Here is a 15,947-nt window from a genome sequence, read left to right as displayed (position 1 = left end):
GGTGACGGGTGACTCAGCCCCCGTCCCGGCGGTACTGGCCGTCCACCATGCGCATCAGGCCCAGTGGATTGGCGGCTTGCAGGGCGGCGGGGAGCAGCGCATCGGGCCAGTTCTGGTAGCAGACGGGGCGGGCGAAGCGCAGCAGGGCGGCTGCACCGACCGAGGTGCTGCGGCTATCGGATGCGGCTGGATAGGGGCCGCCATGCACCATGGCGTGACAGACCTCGACCCCGGTGGGGTAGCCGCCGAACAGCACGCGGCCCGCCTTGCTGGCCAATAGGGCGGGCAGGCCCGGCCAGGCGGCAAGTTCGGTCGGCTCGGCATGGAGTGTGGCGGTCAGCTGTCCATCCAGGCTGTGCAGCACCTGCATCAGTTCGGCCGGGTTGGCACAGCGCACCAGCACGGTGACCGGGCCAAAGACCTCGTGGGTCAAGGCCGGCTGGGCCAGTACGCGGGTGGCATCGGTCTCAAGCAGGGCGGGGCCGGTACGGTGGGGGCCTGGGGTATTGCACAGCAGTTGCACGACGCCTTCCTGGCGGGCACGTGTGGCGAGCGCATCATGAAAGCTGGCGGCGATGGCGGCGCTGAGCATGGGGGCTGCCTGCACCTTGGCCAGTTGCAGGGTGAGGCGATCCCGCAGGCGCTGGTAGCCCTCGCCCTCCACCGCCAGGACCAGGCCGGGACAGGTACAGAACTGGCCGTTGCCCAAGGTGACCGAGGCGGCCAAGCCATCGGCGATGGACTCGGCATGGCGGCTGAGCGACTGGGGCAGGATGACCACCGGATTGCTGCTGCCCATTTCGGCATACACCGGTATGGGGCGTGGTCGGGTGGCGGCGGCATCCATCAGCGCCCGGCCGGCCCGCAGGGAGCCGGTGAAGCCGACAGCCTGTATGCCGGGATGCTTGACCAGGGCCTGGCCGACGCTGATGCCGGCGTCGAACAGCAGTGAGAAGACGCCTTCGGGCAGATCGAGCGCCCGGGCGGCTTCGATGATGGCTAGGCCGACCCGCTCGCTGGTAGCCGGGTGGGCAGGATGGGCCTTGACCACAACCGGGCAGCCAGCGGCCAGGGCCGAGGCGGTATCGCCACCAGCCACCGAGAAGGCCAGCGGGAAGTTGCTGGCGCCAAATACTGCCACCGGCCCCAAGGGCTGCAGCATGGAGCGCAGCTCGGGCCGGGGCTGCGGCAGGCGCTGGGCTTGTGCACTGTCCAGCCGTGCATCGACCCAATTGCCCTGTTCGGCCAGTTGGGCAAACAGCCGTAACTGGCCAGTGGTGCGTGCCAATTCGCCGCGCACCCGTGCCTCGGGTAGGCCGGTCTCCTGCGGCACCAGCTCGGCTAGCGCATCGGCCAGTGCCTCCAGCCGCTCGGCGATGCCGCGCAGGAAGGCGCCATGCAGGGTGCCGCCCAGGGCAGCATAGGCAGGTGCGGCCTGCTGCGCCAAGGCTACTGCCCGATCCAGTTCTGCCGGGTGAGCGGCGTGGAAGTGCTGGGGCAGCAGCTCGCCGGTGGCCGGGTTGCTGGCCTGGAAGCGGCTATTGCCGGGGCTGCCGTGGTCGTAGCCGATCAGCGACAGGCCTTGTAGCAAGGGGGCGCTGCTCATAGGGCGGGGCGCGTGGCAAGCGCGTGCTGGATGACGGCTTCGGCTTCGGCCAGCTCGGCACCTTCCAGGGCCAGGCGCGGGCCGCGGACGCGGTGGTGGCAGACCCCCAGTTTTTCCTGCACCAGTTTGATCAGCTGTACGAACTTGGGCACGGTATCGAGCCGCAGCAAGGGCAGGAACCAGGCGTAGAGGCGAGCGGCTTCTTCGTAGCGGCCTGCGCGGGCCAGTTCGAACAGGCGCACCGATTCGGCTGGCAGGGCATCGACCAGGCCGGCGATCCAGAACTGGGCGCCGGCAGCGACACCTTCCACCAGGACATCATCGACACCCACGCCCAGGGACAGGCGATCACCGGCCAGGGCCTTGATGGCGGTGATGCGGCGGACGTCAGTGGAGGATTCCTTCACTGCCTTGACGTTGTCGAACTCGTTGGCCAGTTCGAGGATCTGCTCGGGCTTGAAGTCGGTCTTGTAGGCGACCGGGTTGTTGTAAATGATGCAGGGCAGGGGCGTGGCCTGGATAACGGCGGCCAGGTGGGCCTTCATCTCGCGCCAGTCGCTGCTGTAGACATAGGGTGGCAGCACCATCAGGCCCTTTGCGCCGTGGTGGGCAGCGGCCTTGGCCAGCTTGACGGCCTCGTGGGTGGAGAGGGCGGCGATGCCGGGGATGACGGGGATGTCGACGGCGCGGGCACAGGTTTCTATCAGGGCGACCTTTTCGTCGAACTCCAGGGTGGCGCCTTCGCCCAGCGATCCGCAGGGCACGATGCCGCTGCAGCCGTAGCCGGCCAGCCATTGGACGGTCTGGGTCAGGGCTTCGTGGTCTACGCTCAGGTCGGCTGCGAACGGCGTGGTGATGGCAGGCATGACGCCTTCGAAACGGATACTCATGTGGGATTTGCCTTTGCTAGGGTAGGCTCAAGCAGGCTGCCGAGCCGGGTGGGGAGTAAGGGGGGGCGGTCGCCGCTGCCTTGCCAGCCATAGAGGGACTCGCAGGCAGCACCACAGATACGGCCCTGGCAGGCGCCCATGCCGCAGCGGGTCTGCAGCTTGGCTTCGCGCCAGTTGTCGAACTGCTGCAGGCTGGCGTGGCTGACATCTTCGCAGCGGCATACCAGGGTGTCGGCCTGGGCCAGTTGGGTGATGGCGGGTTGCAGGGCGAAGTGCTTGTCCAGCAGTGCGGCGAAAGCCAGTTGCCGTTTGCGCCTTGGGGCCAGTGCCTGGGCCGCGGCGATGGCGCCGGTGGCTGCCAGCCCGGCAATACGGCCTTCCAGCAGGGCCTTATCGACGCCACCGATGCCGGTGGCCTCGCCAGCGGCATAGATACCGGTTTGTGAGGTCTGCATCAGGGCATCGACTTGGGCGGCGCCCTGGTTGATCTGGCAGTGCAGGGCGCGCAGCAGTTCGGTATTGGGTAGCAGGCCATAGCCCACGCCCAGCCAGTCGCACGGCAGGGTGAGGCTGCGGGCGCCCAGTTGCAGCTGCACTCCGTCCAGCCGGGTCTGGCCCAGCGCGGCCAATACATGGCTGGCGTGGTGATAGGGCACGCCGCCCAACTGCCAGGCCAGCGAGGCAGCCTGGGCCAGCTTGGCCGGATAGGCTTTGAGGGCCCAGCCAAAGCGGGCCAGCTGCGACCAGGGTGCCTGCTCGGCAATCAGCAACACCTGGGCACCGGCGGCGCGCAGGGTGGCTGCGCTGGCCAGCAGCAAGGGGCCGGTGCCGGCCAGTACGATGTGTTGGTCGCGTACATCCAGCCCGCCCTTGACCAGGGCCTGCAGGCCGCCTGCGCCAGTAACACCTGGCAGTGTCCAGCCGGGGAAGGGTAGTAGTCGTTCGCGGGCGCCGCTGGCGATGATGAGCTTGCCGTAGCGCAGTACCTGGGCGCGGTGGGGATCTTCCAGCAGCAGCTGGCCGGGGGCGGGTACGGCTGCAACGCGGAAACCGCTGAGCAGGCGTGCCTGGCTATCGGCCAACTGGCGGAAGGTGCTGCTGGCCGAGGCCGGCGCCTGGCTGGGGCCGCCACGCCAGATCTGCCCGCCAGGGCGAGGGTTGTCATCCACCAGGGTAACGTGGGCGCCCTGGGAGCAGGCGGCGACGGCGGCGGCCATGCCGGCGGGGCCGGCGCCGATGATGGCGATGTCGGTATGCAGTTCAGTGCTCACGCTCTACCTCCATGCCTTCGTACACCACCCGCTGGCAGGCACGCTGGTGCGGCTGACCATCGATGGTGACCCGGCATTCGAAGCACACGCCCATGCCGCACAGGGCGGCGCGTGGCTGGCCGCTGACCGAGCAGCGCCCGGGCTGGCCTGCCAGGGCGGCTGCCAGATTGCTGCCCAGTGTGGCAAGGCGGGCCTGACCATCAACAAACAGTTGCACCTTCATGCTGCGACTCCCACCGGATGGTGCTGATCGGCCAGGCTCCAGGGACCGAAGCGGGCGGGGCTGTAGGGGGTGGGGTCCAGGGCTGGTGCCTGGTCGCACAGCAGATCGGCCAGCAGATGGGCACTGGAAAGCGCGGTGGTAATACCCAGGCCCTCGTGGCCGGTGGCCAGCCAGAGCCGGCTGTGGCCCGGCACCTTGCCCAGCAGGGGTAGTTTGTCTGGTGTGGCGGGCCGGAACCCGGCCCAACTGCGCAGGGCTTGCAACTGGCGCAGGCTGGGCAGGTAATCGAGCGCGCGGCTGAGCATGGCTTGCAGCAGCGGCCAGTTGATGGCGGGGTCGGTATCGTGAAACTGGCGGGAGGAGCCTATCAGCAACTGGCCAGTGGCGCGGGGCTGGACATTGAAAGCGATAGAATCGCCATCGCTAGCATGGGCGGAGCGGATATAGCCCAGCTCCACCAGTTGATGGCGGATGCGTTGCGGATAGCGCTCGGTGATGAGCAACTGGCCTTTGCGTGGCTTGAGTGGCAGGCCGGGCAGGAGTGTGGTGCTGGCGTTGCCGGCAGCGATGACGATATGGCGGGCGCGCAGCAGCCTACCATCGGCCAAGCAGGCAATGCCGTCATCGTCCACACTGGTGACCTGGGCCTTGGGCCAGAGCTGCGCCCCCAGGGACTGGGCGTTTTGCAGCAACCAGCGGCTGGCGACCGGGGGGTAGAGCACGGCATCGTCGGGAACCTGCAGGGCGCCAGCTAGGTTGGGCGCCAAGGCGGGTTCCAGCTTGCGCAGGGCGGTGGCGGGCAGCAGGTTGCTGCTGAGACCGTGCTGCTGGTAGCCGGTCTGCTTGCGCTCGGCCTCCTGCATCTCGGCTTCGTCGCGTGCCAGCCAAAGGGTGCCGCAGGCGCGGTATTCGGCGTTGGCCGGCAGCTCGTGGCGGCGGGCCTGCCAGCGTGCTAGCCCGTCACGGCTCAGTGCCAGCTCGGCGGGATTGTCGTCCAGCACCACCAGGTGGCCCATGCCGGCGGCTGAGGTGCCGCCGGCGGGGATGGCGGCTTCGGCAATGGCGACCCGCAGGCCGCGCCGGGCACATTGCTCGGCCAGCGCGCTGCCTATGATGCCGGCGCCGATGATCAGCACGTCGCCGTGCATGACGGGATTCACGCCATGGCCTCGCTACGTATGCCCCAGGCGAATGGGTCTTGCGGATCGATCATCAGGGTGGTGGCGCCGTTGACATAGGCGGTGCCGGTGATGCGGGGGTAGAGCTGGCCGTCGACCAGCTCGTACTGGGCTTCGAACACGCTGCCTATGATGCTTTCCTGCCACCAGATCTGGCCTGCCGCCAGCTTGCCGTCAGCCGCCAGGCAGGCGAGCTTGGCGCTGGTGCCGGTGCCGCAGGGCGAGCGATCGTAGGCGAGGCCGGGGCAGAGTACGAAGCTGCGGGAATCGGCCACGCTGCTGGGGCCGAACAGCTCGATATGGTCGATCTCGCTGCCATCGTCGCCACGTATGCCGACCTGATCCAGCACGCTGCGCAAGTGGGCGCTGCAGTCAGTCAGCTGGGCAATATTGTCGGACTGAACCTGCAGGCCGTGATCGTTGACCAGAAAGAACCAGTTGCCGCCCCAGGCGACATCGCCATGCATGCGGCCATAGCCGGGTACATCGACGGCCACCTGGGCGGCGCTGCGGTAGCTGGCGACATTGCGCAGGCTGACCCGGTTGCCGCGTTGCAGGGTGGCTTCCACCACACCTACCGGGGTTTCGATACGGTGGGTGCCTTCGCCTATGCGGCCCAGATGGGCGAGGGTGACGACCAGGCCTATGGTGCCGTGGCCGCACATGCCTATGGTGCCGACGTTGTTGAAGAAGATGACACCTGCCACGCAACTGGGATCGCGCGGCTCGCACAGCAAGGCGCCTACCACCGGGTCGCTGCCCCGTGGTTCATTGCATATGGCAGAACGGTAGTGATCGAATTCGCTGCCGAAACGGGCGCGCCGTTCAGCCAGGGTGCCGTGGCCCAGGCGTGGGCCGCCGCTGATGACGACGCGGGTCGGCTCGCCGCCGGTGTGGGAGTCGATAATCTGGATTTGCTGCATTTGAGACATGAGGCTTGCCCGTTGATTGGGAATGCCGTCATGCTAGTTTCTAGAGGCCGGTGCGATCTTGTGTGATCAGCGCGTAAAAAGGCCCGTTTTTGGCAAATGCGATAGAGATGGGAATAAATCGGATGGATAGCACGCTCAAGGCCTGGCGCGAGGACTTTGTCGGCCGCCTGGCTCAGCCGCTGTTTGTGGAAGCCTTGTTTGACCGTATGCCGGACATGGTGTTTTCAGTAAAGGATCGTGCCGGACGCTATATCACCATGAGCCAGGCCTGTGCCGAGCGTTGCGGCCTGGCGGGCAAGCATGAGGCCGTGGGGCGAACGGCGCATGAGTTGTTCCCGCCCCATATGGCAGACCGTTATGCCGAGCAGGATGAACAGTTGTTCCGCACCGGCCTGCCCATAGTCGACAACCTGGACCTGACCCTGTTCAACAACCGCGAGCCTGGCTGGTGTCTCAGCAACAAGACGCCCTTGCTTGATGCGCAGGGCAGCATCATCGGCCTGGCCTGTTTGTCACGCGATCTGCTGGAGCCCAGCCGGGCCGGCATTGTGGATGCCCGCATGGCGGAGGCGGTAGACCATATGCTGGCCTGTTATGCGCAGCCGCAGTCGGTGGAGGCGCTGGCCGAGATGGCGGGTATCTCTCTGGCGCAATTTGAGCGGCGTATGAAGAAGATATTCCAGCTCAGCGCCGGGCAGTTCCTGACCAAGCTGCGCATCGATGCGGCCGCCCGCCTGCTGGCACAGAGCCAGGCGGCCATCTCGGATATCGCGCTGGATTGCGGCTTCTGTGACCAGAGCGCGCTATCCAAGCAGTTCCGGCAACTGACGGGCATGACACCGAGGGACTATCGCCTGTGGGTGCGGCGGGGGTAGTCGTACCGCAAGGCGTGGGTGGCGCCTTTGTTGCGATACGAGCTTGCCCGGAAAAAAATGCCCCGTTCGCTGGCAATCTTGGCAATGTAGCGAGGGCGCACTCTTGCCCTGCCTTGCTGGAAAACCTAGGGTTTGGGAAGCACCCCGGACCGCCCATTGCCGGTAAACAGGCTGGGGTCTCGATTGTTGATGGCGTGGCTGTACTGCTTGCGCCAGTGCAGGATGAGCTGCTGCTGGGCTGGCGGGAGGTCGTTCATTGAAGCACCCCAAAAACTGTAGAGGGGAAGTGGATCGGGCTTGTTGTTACAACTGGAGGTGGTATTGATACCTCCCAAGCGCATCAACTCGCCGGTGTAGCATTTAACAGCATGCATATAGCTACCCTGCGCGCAGGGGAGGCCGGCATCACATAGTGCATAAGCCAGCGCAAGGTGGCGCATTTCCGTGGCCTCTATGGTGGATATCCCCTTGGTGCCATCATGCAGCAAATAGGTAAGCTGTTCCGGAGTGACGTTGAAGGCGAACACTTCCAAGCCGGCCTGGTTGCCTTGCCTGATCATATCGGCCAGTTCCAGGTTGATTCTCGCTGTGTCATAGCCCAATGCGCTGGCTCGCGTCAGCAGCGATGCCGGTCCCCCGCGCTTGATGGCTGCTGCTTCTAGGGCCTGGTAAACCTTGGGCCACTCTGCGCTGGATAGCTGCAGGAAGCCACGGCAGCGATCGAGCAGCAAACGGCTGTTAGCCCCATTGCCCGGTATGTTGCCGGGTTTGCTGAAGCTATCGCGCGTATCCGGTGAAAAGAAAATGGCACACATATCCATGGCCATTTTCGCGAACGCAGGGGCATCGGGGCTGGGATCGTCTCGGTACTTGAGGAATTCACTGTAGATGTCCGTCGCGGTGTGGAGGCTATGGACCGGATTGGCCGGCTGGGCGGCTATTGGCGTGCTGCGGTCAAACAAGCCTGGCTGGGGCTGAGCTGGAGTCGCAGGAGGATGAGCTACAGCGGGTGGGGTGGGCAGGGAAGCCGACTGTGCGGAGCGACTGGGGGCAAGCACGGCCAAGGCGAGTAGGAAGACTGCGGTGAGGCCTATCCAGTGGGATTTTTTCATTGTGTGTTCTGAAGGTCACCGGCTAGGTGGCGGCCCCTGATCTTGTTGCAAGCGATAAGGAGCCGCTGCCTAGTCTAGTCAGGTTGCGCCAGTGTTATCTGGCAGCAAACAGGCTGGGGTCGCGGTTGTTGATGGCGTGGTTGAACTGCTTGCGCCAGTGGGTGATGAACTGCTGCTGGGTGGGCGTCAGGTCGCTCATGGAGGAGCCGTAGGCGCTGAACGTCGGTAAGGCATCTGGCCCTGTGGTGCAACTGATGGTGGCCTGGGGGGTGGTTGCCCTTATCGCCTCGATAAACCGGCAGCGTTGAGTGCCTATGGGACTATCCGGCCCGCAGGGTATGCCGGCATCACATACGGCATAACGTAGAGCGGTGAAGAGCATGAGATTAGCCTCGTACGGCTCCATGCCCATGGTCTCTCCATTGAGCAGGTAGGCCAGATGATTGACGGCTGTACCACCAGAGAAGGCTTCCATCCCGACCAGATTGCCTTGCTGCACCATGCTGGCCAGTTCCTGCCGCACCTCTGGGGCGCCAGCGGGCAGTGCACGGGCCCGCAGCGCCAGTGAGGCTGGGCCGGCACGCTTGATAGCGTCTGCTCTCAGTTCATTGGCTACTTTACTCCATTCCGTAGTGGGGATGCTCAGGAAGCCCTGGCAGCGATCGATGATCCGGCGATAACTGGGGCTAAAGGCGCTACTCTCGGAGTCCTTTATTGCTTTCCGGAGTTCGGGCATGGCGAGTGGCTGACACATAGTTAGGGCCTTCAGGGCGAAGGCCGGGCCATCGGGACTGGGATCATTCCGGTACTTTAGGAACTCGCTGTAGACATCGTCGGTGGTCTGCAGGCTATAGCCGGCTGCGCTCGCTGTTGCTGCGGCGCTTGGCTGGGGACGGTCAAATAGACCTGTGCCGGCTTGTGCTAATGCCGCCGAGGGGGTTGGGGCTACAGTCGGCCTGGGCGGGGTATTGGCCGGCTGGGCGGTGCGGTACGCAAACAGGGCCAAGCTTAGGAAGAGCAGGGCAGCAAGGCCTATCCAGAGTGATTTCTTCATTATGATCCTGGCGTGAGCGAGGGGGCGCGGAATAGTGCTCGCTTCCGCGACGTTGTCTTAAGGGAGCTATACAGGCCCACAGCCTCGCAAGGACGAAGGTGTGGGCATTCTGTACGGGCATGGTCCATGCTGCCTAGCGGTGGGCGTTGCTGTGCAATTCCGGCTCAGGTGGCAGGTTTGGACTATTTTATCCAGCCGGGTTCGCTAAACGCATTCCAGGCCATCAAACACCAGCTTTTCCCGGACAGCTGTGCTATCCGGATTCAAGGTGCCGCTGCCACTGGTGCTCGGCACGATGTCCACGGTATAGGTGACCATCTTGTAGCGCGCCCTGCAGATGATTGTGGGGTCGCCCAGTTCGCCATGGGTGGGTTCCTTCGCGCCACGATCAGGTGCGGGGGTGTTTTGAGCGATTGCTGGCAGAATCTCGATAGTTTTTGCGGCACAGGTCGATGCTTGGCAGTTGAGCAGCACCACTGTTGCTTTGGAGCCATCTGTATAGACAATAGTGAAGCGTTGGCCGGCTAGCTTGATCAGGTTAAGGCCGAGCAGTATTTTTTGGCCCAGAGTGAGTTTGGTGAGCGTATAGCGGTGCAGTAGCCAGCCAGAGCCTACATTTACCAATTCTCTATCATATTCGGCACTGCTCAAGGCGTCGGCCATCCCGGCAATGTGGGCATCTGCCATAAAGGTATTGGCATAGATCGTGGTACCCAGGGAGGCAACGATTGCCGCAACATCTGCTTCACCGCGTTCGGCGTGTGCGGTAATACCGGGTGTGAGTAGTAATAAGCCTGCGAAAAGGCAGGGCGTGATTTTTCTGGTCAGTTTCATAAAGTCCTTTGTTTTATCTCTCCCGGCCATCTGGTTTGGCGGGAATGGTATGCGGCAAGTTATGGGTTACGGATTCATCTGAAGGAACTGCATACTTGGCAGCCTGCCCTGGTGAGGGTATGACTGGAAATACAGGGTGCATCTGGCAGATGCTAGATCGAAGCCGTCCTGCCTGATGGCGATACCCAGGCACCATGCGGCCTATTAGGTACAGGTACGATTTCGTTGTATGCCCAAGCCCTAAGTAGGGGGGAGTTCATGCCGCGCATGCAGCATGCAAACCGTAACGGCGCGGCATTATTCCACCAAGCCGTTACCCGGTGAGGGTAAGTGAGTGGGTTGCGCAATGGGGTAGTTGCCTTGGGCGGGGGCAGAACGTGATACACCCGGCTGTGCCGGGTGTGTGAGCTATCGATGATCAATAGGCTGGCTGTTGAGGCTGGGGGCTAGCGATTAGGGATGTCGAAATTCCAGCCCAGGCGTTTGCTCCAGTCTATGGGGTCGTAGCCGTACTGGGTGTTGAAGTCGCCATCGATGGTGACATGCAGGTTGCAACTGGTGAAGGGCGAGCGGCCGCCTTGTGACTGCAGGGTGCGGAGCTTGCGCAGGGATTGATCCAGGCCCTTGATGGGGGGCAGGGATATTTCTTTCCACTGGCCTTGTTCCTGGGTAATGAAGGTGTTGACGCAATCGCTCTGCTGATCGTCGACCCGGTAATTGAGGACGAAGGCATGCCAGTCTTTTCCCTGGGCGTCGATGGCGTCCAGCACCAGATCGGTAATGTCTTGAAAAATCTCGTTTTCCATCAGTGTTTTATCCTCCTGGTTGGTTCAGGAAATAGTGCGTGATCGCGGGTCCACCGTCTACCTGATAGCTTACCACGAAGCGATCTGGCCTCCCGCTAAGGTTGTCGCTATTGAACTCCATGCTGAAATTGCAGCGTACATCTTTGCCAGCTTTGTCGAGCTTGGCCAGTTCCAGTTCCAGTTGCTTGTATGGGCCCTGGTTCAGGTTCTTCATGTTGGGGAATTCAACGTGATTAGGTACGCCATTGGCGGGTACGACATTGAAACCACCACCAGGCATGCCAAGGCCATCCCCGCCGCGGTGGAACCCCACGTCGCCCTTGATGGCACCGTTGATCTTGCCCAGTAAGCGATCTAGCGCTTCTATGCGTCTACCACTCTTCGTGACGTCGACCTTGCCACGCGTGCTGAAGGAACGACCCAGGTGGTCGAATTCGAACTCCAAACCGTCGAAGTGATAGATGGTGCTGGGTTGAAAGGGGCCTTTGGCGAGGCTGACGTATTCATCAAAATCGCGGATGTAGATGTGCTGCGTGGCCGGCGGAGATTCTGGTCTGGCGATCAGTTGTGCTGGTGTGGGGGAGGCATGTTGCTGGTTCAGTGCCTGCAGTATGTCGGCGTTTTTGTGGCTGCCTACCCAGCGGTTGCTGATGCCGGCCGCTCTTAGCGCCAGCCGGGTGCGATTTGCCAGGTTCAGCGCATGCTTTCCCAGCTCATCCTTGTAGTCGATGTCGCCACGGGCGGCCAGTGCCAGGATGGCGGCGCTGCGTGCGGTGCCGGTGAGGCCGGGCTGGTTGGCGTCGACGCTGCGCGCCAGGGCGGCGATGGCGAGATCGCCGGCTTGTTCCTGCTCTTGGATGTAGTCATGGGCCTGGCGTAGTTCATCGTGCTGATGCAGCGTTTGCCAGGCGGCGTCCACGCTAGCCTGGGTGGGGGTGTCGAGTGTGTCGGGCAGTGCCGGACCGGCCGATTGGGCTGGCGGGCGTGGTGGCGGGGCAGGCGGGGTGGGGCGTTGCTGTATCTGTAGCAGTGACTGCTGTACCAGGGGCGCCTGCTTGCGGCTGATCAGCAAGCCATCGGTGTGCGGTTGCGAGCGGATGTGCTTGAGATTCAGGCTGCTCATCAGCGCTTTCAGCTGGGCCTTTTCGCCATGCAGCAGCAGGGTGCCATCCTTGTTCAGGGAGGTCTGCGGGAGCAGGGGTGGGGCCTTGCTGCTGTCACTGGTGTGGAGCTGGGCTGGGCTGGGTGCGGCTTCTGCCGCTGGCAGAGTGACGGGCTCGGCCGTGTTGGGCTGAGCTGCTTGTGGGGCGAGGGATGTGGCGGGCGCCGCCTCGGTTGCGGCGGGAGGCTTGGCGCTTTCCTCCACCTTGGTACGGCGCTGTGTCCCATGGCGGGCGGCGGCGGCAACGTGGCCGGTGTTACCTTCCGCCGTGCTTGTCTGGGCACTGGGTGGGGTGGCTGTGGGTGTTTCCGCCTCGCTTGGGGGCGTTGCACGGGTGCGGGAGAAAGTGGTCTCGGTATTCTCAGTAGGTGCCGCTTGCGTGGTGGCAGTGCGGCTGTGGTCGGGATGCGGGCCGACGTTGGTGCTGGCGGCGTCAGGCGCGTGGCGTTCGGTGGCTGCCTGGCCCTCTTGGTCTGCAGCCGCTGGGCTCGTGATAACGTTGGCCTTGCCTTGTGCTGGGGCATGGACGGCGGTCGCGGCCACGCTGCCTAGCTTGTTGAAGCCACGGCTGGCTGCACCGAGCAGGCCCGCTGTGGCAGCGCCTTCCAGGGCGGCCTTGGCAACGCCTTGCAGCAGTGACTGCTTGGGGTCGATGACCTGTTGGCGGGCGTGATTCTTGGCCAGTTGCTCCGCGCCGCTCTGGACGGCTTCTTCTGCAGACTCCTGTACCAGCTCACGGCTTACCCGGGCTAGCGCCTGTACGGCAGTCTGCTGGCCCAGTAGCTTGTCGCCTTGCCTGGCGAGCGCGGTGGCGCCGAACAGGCCGCTGAGGGCGCCGGTGCTCAGGCCGGTGCGCCATGCCACCTGGGTGGCATAGCTGTCTGCCATGGCAGCGCGCGCTTTGTCGGCGCTGCCCAGGGTTTGCAGCAGCTTTTGGAATTGCGGTGATTGCTCGAGCTGGGACGGGTCGGCCTGCATGATTTCGTCGTAGGCTTCGGCACCGCTCTGCATGGCGGCCAAGCTGCCTTCGGCTACGCTGTTGCCGACGACGGCGGGCAAGGCCTTGGCCAGCTCTGCCCCTTTGGGCAATTGCAGGATGCGCGCAGCTGCCTTGCCCAGGGCGCCTTGGGAGGCGAGTGCGCGCGCGGCCAGGGCTGTGCCGCCTACCCGGGCGGTGAGGGTAATGGGGGCTGCGACGGCGCCACCTAGTGCCATGCCGGGCAGCGATTGCACGCCGGCCAGCCCCAGCTTGTGGAGGCTGAGTTCATCGGACTTCATGGCGTTGTAGCCCATGTCGCTGAGCAGGGCCTCGCCATACTGCATGCCGGTGCGGCCCATCTCCATCATGTCGGCGCCGACTTCGTCGGCCCCGAGCTTGCCGACGAGCCAGCCGGCGCCATGCAGCAAGCCGTTGGAGCCTATGGTCCATGCGCCAGATATATCGCGGGCTGCACCGACCCAGGGGCCTTCCTCCTCCCGCCCTGATGTGTGCCTGGCCGGTGGCGGCAAAGAAAAAGCCGCGTTGGACGCGGCTTTGGGGGGCGGGGGTTGGGTTTGTCTATCGAGCCATGCGGGCATGCGTTTCTCCTCTTCCGTTGTGAGTATGGGTTTGTTCAAGCGTCTGTTATGTATTGCTGACGTGCATTGTTGCTTTGAATTAACTGCATCTTTTCAACCGCTTAAACTCGTGACGCGCGCTATGAGGTGAGCAGGCGCTCAGTCACCACTCAGATACATATCGCCACGCTGGTGGGCGCGTTGTTGTTCCAAGGCGATGCTGGCGTGGCAACTGGCGCGATTGCAGCTGGCTCGCCTATTGGTGGCGCCTGTGCCGAGAAACAGTGGTTGCCAGACTTCGCGCTGGTAGCGATCGGCCTTGGCGGTGGCGCTACCATAGAGCCGTTGCAGGCGGCTGGCTTCGTTGCGGGCGGTGCGGAGGGCTTGATCCAGGGCGGGCATGTTGGCATCCAGTGGCCCCATGCCTTTCATGGCTTGATTGAGGCGTTCGATCTCGGCGTGCTGCAGGCCCAGTTGCTGGCTGGCCAGTCTGGCGATATGGCGTAGCTCTGCCAGGCGGTTGTCGGCTTCCAGTTCGGCTGTGGCTTCGATCAGGCTGCGGGCTATGTGGCTGAGGGCTGACATGGATATCTCCGTCTTGATGAGGGCCTACCTGGGCCTGGCGTGCCAGTTGCACGCCAGGCCTTGCAAGGGCAAGGCACTCGCTGAGGGCGTCGGCCGCTGTAGGGTGCACTTGCCAGAAAACCGGACCGCGCGCCTGGCACGCGTTCTGGTTTGCCGGCAAGGTGTGGCCGGCGGCACGCAGCTCAGGCTGCACGGTGTTTGGCGACCGATGGCGCCTATACGATATGTGCTTAAACTATGTTTAATAAAACGTACAATCGAAACGCGTAAGCACACCCACCTTCCCCACCCGCCTTTGTGTCGGTACGCCTGCCGCTTGAGGTGGCACACCAGACTACGGTGCTGCGGCTACGAGGGGCTTGCTGCACGATGCCATGGTGACATCGATGAACAGATTGTACGCAAAACAGTACGAAATGTCAATGGAAAGTACGTTTGTGTCCGTTTGTTGTTCGTGTTGAGGAGGGCGGGCATGCAGGCAGGCTGCCCGCCGGAGTGGGCTTACCAGCCGACCTGGATGGTGCGCTGGTTCAGGGCTTGAACGGGCCTGGCATTCATCTTGTAATGTTTTTTAAAGTCAGCCAGTTGCTGCCGTGACAGGCTGCCTGGCACCTTTAATATCAGCCAGCGCACGCCTTCGCTACAGGCTGGCGTGGTCAATGACCCTGGCAAGGTGTAATAGCGGGTAATGGCGGGCAGCAGCTTGGCGATATTGATGCGGCTGCCGTCTGTGATGGTCTCTTTGGGCGGTGGAATCTTGTGCCAGAACTGCTTGAGGAAGGCATTTTCCTTGCCGGTATTGAGCAGGACGGCAACGACTGCCAGCTGACCTGCGTCGTTCTTGTGCACAAGGTGGGCAACCAGGTCGTAGCGCTGGCCGTTGACGGTTTCTTCGGCAGGGGTGTGGAAGTGGAATTGCAATAGGCGATATTCGTCCTGGCCCAGCCGTATGCTGCTGCCACTATCGTAGTTGAGCTGGACGGTGTGGCCATTGTTGACGACTTGCGTGCTGCTGTCGTGGTAGTTGAATTCGATATCAGGTAGTAGGGCGTGCTCTACGCGGGTGGTATCGATATTGACGGGCGATTGTTCAAGACCGCTGTTGCAAAGGCCGCCCCAATGCTTGGGGCCGTGCTTGCCGTGGTAGCTCCAGTGGGTTTCTTCTGCAGATGCGCTGGTGCTGGCCAAGATGGCGGCTGCCAGCAGGCAGGGGGTGATCTTCATGATTTCCTCGACTCCTTGAGTGTATGGGCACCGACCAGGGGCGCCAAACTGAGGTATAGCGCATGGTGCGGGTGTCCGGCTGGCGGCGGTGTCGGCACTGGCATTGTGATTGCCGGTGGTGCGATTAAACTCAAGAGGTGGTGGGCTGTGTCTTGGCGGCGTGACCGTGCACTTGCGTGCAGGAAGGATTGATATGTCTACCCTTGAGCGGGCGATTGCCATTGCGGCGACGGCACACCAGGGCCAGGTCGATAAGGCGGGGCAGCCTTATATACTGCACCCCTTGCGTCTGATGCTGGCGGTGACGACGGCGGAGGAGCGCATGGCGGCTGTGCTGCATGATGTGGTTGAGGATACGGCGGTCACACTGGAGGAGCTGGCCTCGGCGGGCTTTCCACAAGCTGTGCTGGACGCGGTGCTGGCCTTGACCAAAACCGAGGGGGAGTCGCGGATTGCGGCGGCGCATAGAGCGGCGGCTAACCCCATTGCGCGGCGGGTAAAGCTGGCCGATGTGGCGGACAATATGGATCTGCGCCGTATCAGCCAGCCTACCGAGGCCGATTATGCCCGGCTCAAGGTCTATGAGCAGGTGCGTGCCATCTTGCTGGCGGGCGAGCCGTCGTGACCTTGTCCCGGGC

At 63.4% G+C, this 15,947-nt stretch carries 15 protein-coding genes; 2 read left to right on the top strand and 13 right to left on the bottom strand.

Annotated elements, in window-relative coordinates:
- Nucleotides 1-13: 13 nt before the first annotated feature.
- Genes V7714_RS12325 through V7714_RS12300 form a run of 6 tightly spaced genes read right to left on the bottom strand, consistent with a single transcriptional unit; the run spans nucleotide 14 to nucleotide 6,100 of the window.
- Nucleotides 14-1,606 carry an aldehyde dehydrogenase (NADP(+)) gene (locus tag V7714_RS12325; protein WP_335709987.1) on the bottom strand — a complete coding sequence of 531 codons (1,593 nt, stop codon included), beginning with the start codon at nucleotides 1,604-1,606 and terminating at the stop codon, nucleotides 14-16.
- On the bottom strand, nucleotides 1,603-2,496 hold the full coding sequence (locus V7714_RS12320; protein ID WP_335709986.1) for a dihydrodipicolinate synthase family protein: 894 nt from the start codon (nucleotides 2,494-2,496) through the stop codon (nucleotides 1,603-1,605). Before V7714_RS12320 ends, V7714_RS12325 begins: the two co-directional genes overlap by 4 nt.
- The gene (locus V7714_RS12315; RefSeq protein WP_335709985.1) at nucleotides 2,493-3,767 is read right to left on the bottom strand and encodes an FAD/NAD(P)-binding oxidoreductase; all 1,275 of its coding nucleotides are present in this window, start codon (nucleotides 3,765-3,767) and stop codon (nucleotides 2,493-2,495) included. Before V7714_RS12315 ends, V7714_RS12320 begins: the two co-directional genes overlap by 4 nt.
- Nucleotides 3,757-3,990: a (2Fe-2S)-binding protein gene (locus V7714_RS12310; RefSeq protein WP_335709984.1), complete on the bottom strand. Its 234-nt coding sequence runs from the start codon at nucleotides 3,988-3,990 to the stop codon at nucleotides 3,757-3,759. The genes V7714_RS12315 and V7714_RS12310 overlap by 11 nt, the downstream gene beginning before the upstream one ends.
- On the bottom strand, nucleotides 3,987-5,138 hold the full coding sequence (locus tag V7714_RS12305; protein WP_335709983.1) for an NAD(P)/FAD-dependent oxidoreductase: 1,152 nt from the start codon (nucleotides 5,136-5,138) through the stop codon (nucleotides 3,987-3,989). Before V7714_RS12305 ends, V7714_RS12310 begins: the two co-directional genes overlap by 4 nt.
- An 8-nt stretch (nucleotides 5,139-5,146) precedes the next feature.
- Nucleotides 5,147-6,100, bottom strand: a complete 954-nt coding sequence (locus V7714_RS12300; RefSeq protein ID WP_335709982.1) for a 4-hydroxyproline epimerase — start codon at nucleotides 6,098-6,100, stop codon at nucleotides 5,147-5,149.
- Nucleotides 6,101-6,222: 122 nt separating this feature from the next.
- On the opposite strand from V7714_RS12300, the gene V7714_RS12295 reads away from it, so the two are divergent.
- Nucleotides 6,223-6,975 (top strand): AraC family transcriptional regulator, encoded by a 753-nt coding sequence (locus V7714_RS12295; RefSeq protein ID WP_335709981.1) that lies wholly within the window; start codon nucleotides 6,223-6,225, stop codon nucleotides 6,973-6,975.
- 125 nt (nucleotides 6,976-7,100) lie between these two features.
- On the opposite strand, the gene V7714_RS12290 is transcribed toward V7714_RS12295, so the two are convergent.
- From V7714_RS12290 to V7714_RS12260, 7 genes are all read right to left on the bottom strand, one after another.
- Nucleotides 7,101-8,087, bottom strand: a complete 987-nt coding sequence (locus V7714_RS12290; RefSeq protein ID WP_335709980.1) for a hypothetical protein — start codon at nucleotides 8,085-8,087, stop codon at nucleotides 7,101-7,103.
- A gap of 94 nt (nucleotides 8,088-8,181) precedes the next feature.
- Nucleotides 8,182-8,823 carry a hypothetical protein gene (locus tag V7714_RS12285; RefSeq protein WP_335709979.1) on the bottom strand — a complete coding sequence of 214 codons (642 nt, stop codon included), beginning with the start codon at nucleotides 8,821-8,823 and terminating at the stop codon, nucleotides 8,182-8,184.
- A 522-nt stretch (nucleotides 8,824-9,345) separates the two neighbouring features.
- Complete coding sequence (locus V7714_RS12280) at nucleotides 9,346-9,975, bottom strand: hypothetical protein (RefSeq protein ID WP_335709978.1); 630 nt, start codon at nucleotides 9,973-9,975, stop codon at nucleotides 9,346-9,348.
- 446 nt (nucleotides 9,976-10,421) lie between these two features.
- Nucleotides 10,422-10,781 carry a hypothetical protein gene (locus V7714_RS12275; RefSeq protein WP_335709977.1) on the bottom strand — a complete coding sequence of 120 codons (360 nt, stop codon included), beginning with the start codon at nucleotides 10,779-10,781 and terminating at the stop codon, nucleotides 10,422-10,424.
- Nucleotides 10,782-10,788: 7 nt separating this feature from the next.
- Nucleotides 10,789-13,521, bottom strand: coding sequence for a hypothetical protein (locus V7714_RS12270; protein ID WP_335709976.1), 2,733 nt, complete (start codon nucleotides 13,519-13,521; stop codon nucleotides 10,789-10,791).
- Nucleotides 13,522-13,659: 138 nt separating this feature from the next.
- Nucleotides 13,660-14,085, bottom strand: a complete 426-nt coding sequence (locus tag V7714_RS12265; RefSeq protein ID WP_335709975.1) for a hypothetical protein — start codon at nucleotides 14,083-14,085, stop codon at nucleotides 13,660-13,662.
- Nucleotides 14,086-14,586: 501 nt separating this feature from the next.
- Nucleotides 14,587-15,309, bottom strand: a complete 723-nt coding sequence (locus V7714_RS12260; RefSeq protein WP_335709974.1) for a carbonic anhydrase — start codon at nucleotides 15,307-15,309, stop codon at nucleotides 14,587-14,589.
- 193 nt (nucleotides 15,310-15,502) lie between these two features.
- Between V7714_RS12260 and V7714_RS12255 the strand changes: the two genes are divergently transcribed.
- Nucleotides 15,503-15,934: an HD domain-containing protein gene (locus tag V7714_RS12255; protein WP_335709973.1), complete on the top strand. Its 432-nt coding sequence runs from the start codon at nucleotides 15,503-15,505 to the stop codon at nucleotides 15,932-15,934.
- Nucleotides 15,935-15,947: the final 13 nt, after the last annotated feature.

The sequence above is a fragment of the Chitinimonas sp. JJ19 genome (genome assembly GCF_036961565.1).
GTDB lineage: Bacteria > Pseudomonadota > Gammaproteobacteria > Burkholderiales > Chitinimonadaceae > Chitinimonas.
The sequence above is the reverse complement of the archived record's forward strand: the minus strand, read 5'-3'. Positions and strand labels throughout refer to the sequence as shown.

Bases quoted from the DNA above. Each gene is read 5' to 3' on its own strand.
- V7714_RS12325 (WP_335709987.1), bottom strand. From the start codon at position 1,606: ATGAGCAGCGCCCCCTTGCTACAAGGCCTGTCGCTGATCGGCTACGAC.
- V7714_RS12320 (WP_335709986.1), bottom strand. From the start codon at position 2,496: ATGAGTATCCGTTTCGAAGGCGTCATGCCTGCCATCACCACGCCGTTC.
- V7714_RS12310 (WP_335709984.1), bottom strand. From the start codon at position 3,990: ATGAAGGTGCAACTGTTTGTTGATGGTCAGGCCCGCCTTGCCACACTG.
- V7714_RS12305 (WP_335709983.1), bottom strand. From the start codon at position 5,138: ATGCACGGCGACGTGCTGATCATCGGCGCCGGCATCATAGGCAGCGCG.
- V7714_RS12300 (WP_335709982.1), bottom strand. From the start codon at position 6,100: ATGTCTCAAATGCAGCAAATCCAGATTATCGACTCCCACACCGGCGGC.
- V7714_RS12295 (WP_335709981.1), top strand. From the start codon at position 6,223: ATGGATAGCACGCTCAAGGCCTGGCGCGAGGACTTTGTCGGCCGCCTG.
- V7714_RS12290 (WP_335709980.1), bottom strand. From the start codon at position 8,087: ATGAAAAAATCCCACTGGATAGGCCTCACCGCAGTCTTCCTACTCGCC.
- V7714_RS12285 (WP_335709979.1), bottom strand. From the start codon at position 8,823: ATGCCCGAACTCCGGAAAGCAATAAAGGACTCCGAGAGTAGCGCCTTT.
- V7714_RS12280 (WP_335709978.1), bottom strand. From the start codon at position 9,975: ATGAAACTGACCAGAAAAATCACGCCCTGCCTTTTCGCAGGCTTATTA.
- V7714_RS12275 (WP_335709977.1), bottom strand. From the start codon at position 10,781: ATGGAAAACGAGATTTTTCAAGACATTACCGATCTGGTGCTGGACGCC.
- V7714_RS12270 (WP_335709976.1), bottom strand. From the start codon at position 13,521: ATGCCCGCATGGCTCGATAGACAAACCCAACCCCCGCCCCCCAAAGCC.
- V7714_RS12265 (WP_335709975.1), bottom strand. From the start codon at position 14,085: ATGTCAGCCCTCAGCCACATAGCCCGCAGCCTGATCGAAGCCACAGCC.
- V7714_RS12260 (WP_335709974.1), bottom strand. From the start codon at position 15,309: ATGAAGATCACCCCCTGCCTGCTGGCAGCCGCCATCTTGGCCAGCACC.
- V7714_RS12255 (WP_335709973.1), top strand. From the start codon at position 15,503: ATGTCTACCCTTGAGCGGGCGATTGCCATTGCGGCGACGGCACACCAG.